Genomic DNA, 6,343 nt, shown 5'->3' with positions numbered 1-6,343 from the left:
GGCCTCGTCGACGTTGATATCGCTGATGGTCATGTCACCGCATAGACGTGCCGAAGGATCAGGCACACTATGCCAAAAAAATCAGGTGGTTGGCGACATGCCATCCGCAGCCACCTGAATAGTTACATTTTATTTAGAACCTGAAGGCAGGGTCATCCACCGATAATTCTACCGGCCAAACCTAATCGACCCGTCTTTTTGTTTTTCAAAAAGTTTTTAGAAACATATACTTAAAAACAAAGTAACTTTCTTTTCCATTGATGCCTCATCCAATTCACCAATGCCCGTTGTCGACCCAGGATGAGTATGGAATTTCTGGTACTTTTATCCTACAAAACCGAACGACCGTATAATTCCAAGTCTGTAACGATCCCTATTTTCGATGAGTCGCGCTGGCTGAGAGCCGAATGGCTGGAAAGCCGAATAGCTGAATGGCTGGATAGTTGGATGGCTGGATAGTTGGATGGCTGGATGGATATCCGAATAGCCGGATGGAAGGCTGCGTCAGGTAGCGCCACCGCCTTACTTCAGCGGTGGCGGCCTATCGCGTCGATCAATTCCGCCTTGCTCATGCCGCTACGCCCGGCGATGTCGCGCTGCTGGGCCAGTTCGTAGAGGGCTTCACGGGTGAGCGAGGAGAGCTCGGTTTTCGTTGGTATCTTCTTGCGGTTGCCGGATGGCTTCGCCTGCTCGCCTCGTGATTTCTGAGGCTTCCCGGTCCGGCCTTCCGCTTTCCGGGGCGTGTCTTCGCTTTTCGACGAGTCCTCGTCCTGCGATTTGCCATCGCTTTTCGACTTGCCCTTGCGCCCGCTGCTCTCCTTGCGGCCACTCGTCTCCTTGCGCTCATTCGTCTGCTGGCGCGAGGGCTCGACCCGGCCACGCTTGAGGCTGCGTTTGAGCACCTGCATCAGATCGATGACCTCGGCGCCCTCCTGCTCATCGTCATCGTCCGCCGATGCGCGGGAAGATTCGATCGGCACGATATCCTCGTGGCGGCGGCGCTTCTGGCGTACCCGCTTCTTGAGCGCCTCGATATGCGGGTCGATCAATTCATCGGGATCGAAGCGCTTCGCCTCGAGCTTGTCCATGACGCGCTGCATCTGCCGCTGGCGTGTCGCATCCGGGTCCCCCGGCGCGTCCAGGCCAAGGCTCTGCGGCGTCCGCAATTCGTCATGAAAGCGCAGCGCCTCCGCTCGCAGGATGCCGTTCTCGGCCACAATCGCCACCAGCACTTCCCGCCCGCGCATCACCAGCGTGGCGATGCCCGCCCGATTGGCGTTCTCCATCGCCGCGGCCAGCAGCCGATAGGGCTTGAGCGCGCCACTGCCGTTGCCCGAACGAGAGTCCGGCACCAGAAAGTAGGCGCGCCGGAAGTAGAGCGGATCGAGTTCATCCAGCGAGACGAAGCGACTCAGTTCGATCTCGCGCCGATGTTCGAGCGTGGCATCCTCGATCTCCTGATCCTCGACGACCACGTAACGGTCCTCGTCCACTTCGACGCCCCGCGCCAGCTCGCTGGTCTTGAGCGGCTTGCGCCCGGACTCGCTGAAGAAGCGCCGGGACAGCGGCCTGCCCTTGTCGTCCACCTCTTTCAGCGTGATGTCCCGCGCGTGCTGGGCGGGGTAGAGGCCGACCGGCAGATTGACCAGCCCGAAGGCGATGGTGCCGGACCAGAACGGTCGCGGACCGCGAAAACCGCTGTCGTGGTGATGCTGCTTGTCCGACTTCGATGTTTCCGACTTCGATGTTTTCGACTTGGACTTATCCGACTTAGGCACGCTTGCGCTCCCGGGCCAGACTGGCCTTGAGTGACGAGGCGATATCGTCGGTGGGTTCCTGCCGACGACGATGCTTGACCTTGACCCGCTTGCCGCTGCGCTTGGTTTCCACCAGCGCCTCCAGCCGTTGGCGGTATTCGTCCTGATAGGTTTCCGGCTCGAAATCGGCGGCATACATCTCGACCAGATCCGTCGCCATCTTCACTTCGCTGTCGTTCAGCTTGCCGCCGCCGGGCGGTTCCAGGGCATCGGCGTCGACGACCTCGTCGAGATGGCGCAAGGTGATCAATACCGGGTGGCCGTCGTGGTCGCGCAGCGCGCCGACATAGGCCTTGTGCCGCATTACCCAGTGGACCAGCCCTTCCCGGCCGCTATCGGCAAGCGCGGCGGCAAAGGCGTCGAACGTGTCTTGATCTCCATCCGGCCCGAGGAAATAGGGGCGCTGATACCACTGGTTGTCGATCATCCCCTGGGGGAGAAAGTGCATCACCTCGATATCCCGCGAGGGCGCCGGCGTCAGCTCGCCCAGCTCCTCGTCATCGAACAGGATGCGATCCTGCTTGTCGACGACCGCCTTGTGCCGATCGTCCCGCGATACCGTCTTGCCGCTCTGCGGTTCGATCATCGCCTGATGAACGGGGCGATGCCGACGCCGGTCGAGCAGCCGAAAATGGACGTTGCGGTCGCTGACCGCCGTATAGAGTTTCACCGGCACCCGCTCTCCGCCGAAACCGATGACGCCTTTCCAGACCGCGCGAGCGCTCATCATTCTGTTTCCTCACTCATTGGGACCCTCGTTCCTTCGGACAGGCCGGCCATCGTCCCTTTGGACATATCGGCCATCCTCCTGTCAGACATTCAGACCTCCATTCCGGCATCGCGGCAGCGCTGCTTGGTCAGCCGTTCGCGGGCGTCGTCGAACCCGGCCCAGGGGTCCTGCTCGAGGGAGGCCAGCCGGCGCGGCAGGTTGGTCAGCGTGTATCGGTCGGCCTTGAGTTTCGGCCCGAGCTCATCCCAGCGGATCGGTGTGGCGACCGGTGCGCCGGGCCTGGCGCGGACCGAATAGGAGGCCACCGCCGTGGCACCCCGGCCGTTGCGCAGGTAGTCGAGGAATACCTTGCCGCGGCGGGCCTGCTTGGACATGTTGAGCGTCAGCTGATCGGGATGGCGGTCGGCGCAGCGCTCGCAGACCGCCTCGGCGAACGCCTTGGCGATGTCCCAATCGGCGTGAGGCTTGAGCGGAACCACCAGATGCAGCCCCTTGCCGCCGGTGGTGCGCAGGAACGCGACGAGATCGAGCTCGGCCAGGGCCTGACGCAGCTCGCCGGCGACATCGATGACCGCCTGCCACTCGCAGTCCGGCGCGGGGTCGAGATCGAACACCAGCTGATCGGGGCGTTCGAGGTCGTCGACGCGGCTGTTCCAGAGGTGGAATTCGATGGTCCCCATCTGGACCAGCGCCACCAGGTCGGCCGCGCTACGCACGTAGAGATAGTCATGCCTGCCGGACTTCTCGGCGATGGCCACGCTCGGCAGGTCGTCCGGCATGGTGTCGCTGGGGTGCTTCTGGACGAAGCACTCCTTGCCGACACCGCCGGGGCAGCGCAGCAGCGTCAAGGGCCGCTCGGCGAGACCGGGCAGGATCCAGCCGGCCTGCTCGGCATAGAATTCGGCGAGCGCCCGCTTGGTGATTCCTTCCTCTTCGAACAGCACCCGGTCCGGATGCGTCAGCCGAACGCCTTCGATCCTGACGTCACCGCTGCCGCTCGCCTTTGCGGAGCCGTTCGTCTTTGCGGATGAATGATTGCCATTGGCCTGTTCCGTCATGGTCGCCCCCGAGGCTTGCTGCTGGCTCAATCGAATGTCCTTGGGATCGCGGTCCTCGCGCACGCCGCGAAAGCGCGGGTGGCGCAGGCGCCCATCGTTGGTCCATTCGCTGAAGTTGACATCGATCACGCGCTTCGGCGTGACCCAGTGGCTGCTGGCCAGATCGGGAATATCGCGCTCGACGAAGGGCGAGGTCTTGCGCGGCGAGCGAGCCAGGTCGCGCTGCCACTCGGCGAGCTGGGCGTGGGAAAACCCCGCCCCGACCCGGCCGCAGTAGCGCAGCTTGCCCGCGTCGTCGTAGGCGCCGATCAGCAGCGAACCGAAGCCGTTGCGCGATCCCTGGGGATCGGTGTAGCCGCCGACCACGAACTCGGCCTGGCGCTCGGTCTTGGTCTTCAGCCAGTCCCGGTTGCGGCGGCCGCGATAGGGGGAGTCGGCACGCTTGGAGACGATTCCCTCCAGACCCTGGCGGCTCGCCTGTTCGTAGAACGCCTCGCCTTGCCCTTCGATATGATCGGTATAGCGCAGCATGCCGCCGTTGCCGATTCCCACGGCTTCGCAGACCTGCGCCAGCACCGCCTTGCGATCGCGCAGGGCCGCGTCGTCGAGTGTCACGCCCTCGAACCCGAGGCCGTCGAGATAGCGCAGATCGAAGATCTGATAGACCAGCCCGGCGGTCTTCTCTTCGCTCAGCGCGCCCTGCAGACGCCGGAAGTCGCTGACGCCGTCGCGTCGCAGCGCCACGACCTCGCCATCGAACAGGGCCTTGTCCAGCGGCAGGGCTTCGATCGCCTCGGCAATCTCGGGAAAGCGGTCCCGCCAGTCATGACCGTTGCGAGTCAGCAGGCGCACCCTGTCACCGTCGAGCTGCGCCAGAATGCGGTAGCCATCGAACTTGATCTCGTGGAACCAGTCATCATCGGCCGGCGCCTCGTCGACCAGCGTGGCCAGCTGCGCCTTGGGCTGGGCCGGGAAGCTCGCCTGCCGCGCACCCTCGACCTGACCGGGATCGATCTTGATGGCGCTGGCCTTGCGACCGCTGCTCGAGCGTTTGCCCCCGGTTTTCGATGAGGTTTTTGATGATGAGGACTTCGTTGACGAGGATTTCGATGCCGAGCTTGTTGATGACGAGGTTGCTGATGACGAGGATTCGCACTTCGCAGAGGCGGATTCGGACGTCCCTTCGGCGATCTCCGTCATGCGCCGATTCGAGGCCACGCTGACGTCATCCAGGCTGTCGGGCACGTGGGCATCGCCATCGTCGTGGCGCTTGATCATCAGCCATTGCCTGCCGCTCCCCTGCTGGCCGTCGCCACTCCGGCCGCGCATGCGCTTGAGCGTCCAGGCGCCCTTGAGCTTGTCGCCGTCGAGTTCGAAATCGATCTGGCCGTCGTCGTGCTTGCCATTGACACGCCACTCGCCGCGATCCCAGATCATCACGGTGCCGGCGCCGTAACCTTCAGGAATCACGCCTTCGAAATCGCCGTAGTCGAGCGGATGATCCTCGACCTGCACCGCCAGATGCTTCTCTCCCGGCTCGAGGCTCGGCCCCTTGGGCAGCGCCCAGCTGCGCAACACGCCATCCTCTTCCAGCCGCAGATCGTAGTGCAGCCGGCTGGCGTCATGCTTGTGAATCACGAAACTCGACCGCGACCGCTTCCTGCCGCGTTTGCCGCGAGGCTCCGGCGAGCGCGAGAAGTCTCGCTTGTTGCGATAGGTCTCGAGGTCAGCCATCCGTTGCTCCCTCACGATAGCCTGGCGAATGGAAACGATGATCCTGCCAATGAAGATTTCAGCGTAGTCGACGCCACTCGGCGCGCCAGATCATCAATCCAGGTCATCCAGTGCTGATCCCTGGCCGCCGCGCGGCTCCTGGTCGTTCACCTAGCTAGTCGTTCATCTAGCTAGTCGTTCATCTCGCGAATCCATTGACGCACCTTGTACCGACCCCAATGCGACGCGTAGCGGCGGGTATCGTGGGAGGTCGGCGTCAGGAAATGGCCCTTTTCGTTCTCGACCAGCTCGAACTTCCTGAGCGCGCCGACCGGCGCGTCCTCACTGCCGTATACGGCAATGAAACGCAGCTCGATCGCTTCGAGGACGATCTCGTCGGCGGCGATGCCGTGGTAGGTCTGCACTTTCTGGATGATGCCTTCGAAGGTGCCGATATCGTTGAAACTGCCGGGCATCATCGGCCCCTGCCGAGTCGTCTCCGCCAGCTGGGACGACTTCGGTTTTTCGGCATCTTCCATATCGATCATGCTGATAGCGTAATCGCCCTTGTCCGTGTGCAGGATGGCGAAGATATGTTCGATGAAGATCGCCTCCGGGCTCATGTTGCTGACGACACAGCGCGCCTGCAGCGTCTTGCCGCCGCCGCGATTGATGATGATCTTCGGTTGCCGCTGCCTTCTGAAATTCAGATAGAGCAATTGCGCGTAAAACAGCCATACCCCCGCCTCATTCACGAGGGTGCTGATTGAGCGGTCTGAAGGTACTGACTGGTGGCATCGCTTATCAGGATCGGCTTCTTCAGCGCGAATAGCTGTTGAGTAATGCCAAAACGCTGAAATTTCCCCGCTTCCTTATAGCTCTTTGGAATCAATGGCGGCCGTCCAAGCAGCCGTGATCGCCGCCCGCCGCTCCGGTCGCTCGCTTTCTGATGCTGTGGTGGTCTCGCAGAAGCGTCAGCTCAGTGCGGTCAGCTTCGGCAGCCCCTTCAGCAGCGTCGGCCACCA

Annotated in this window: 4 protein-coding genes; all 4 read right to left on the bottom strand. The window is 62.6% G+C overall.

Going from position 1 to position 6,343, the window contains the following annotated elements:
- Nucleotides 1–527 precede the first annotated feature (527 nt).
- The gene (gene ku, locus R3F72_RS18210; protein WP_332780440.1) at nucleotides 528–1,778 is read right to left on the bottom strand and encodes a non-homologous end joining protein Ku; all 1,251 of its coding nucleotides are present in this window, start codon (nucleotides 1,776–1,778) and stop codon (nucleotides 528–530) included.
- Entirely contained in the window at nucleotides 1,771–2,544 is a 774-nt protein-coding gene (gene ku, locus R3F72_RS18205) for a non-homologous end joining protein Ku (RefSeq protein ID WP_332780439.1), read from the bottom strand. The genes ku (R3F72_RS18210) and ku (R3F72_RS18205) overlap by 8 nt, the downstream gene beginning before the upstream one ends.
- Nucleotides 2,545–2,636: 92 nt before the next feature.
- Complete coding sequence (gene ligD, locus R3F72_RS18200) at nucleotides 2,637–5,339, bottom strand: DNA ligase D (protein ID WP_332780438.1); 2,703 nt, start codon at nucleotides 5,337–5,339, stop codon at nucleotides 2,637–2,639.
- A 170-nt stretch (nucleotides 5,340–5,509) separates the two neighbouring features.
- Nucleotides 5,510–6,073: a hypothetical protein gene (locus tag R3F72_RS18195; protein ID WP_332780437.1), complete on the bottom strand. Its 564-nt coding sequence runs from the start codon at nucleotides 6,071–6,073 to the stop codon at nucleotides 5,510–5,512.
- Nucleotides 6,074–6,343 lie beyond the last annotated feature (270 nt).

Source organism: Salinicola sp. 4072 (assembly GCF_036663415.1).
Taxonomy (GTDB): Bacteria; Pseudomonadota; Gammaproteobacteria; order Pseudomonadales; family Halomonadaceae; genus Salinicola; species Salinicola salarius_A.
The sequence above is the reverse complement of the archived record's forward strand: the minus strand, read 5'-3'. Positions and strand labels throughout refer to the sequence as shown.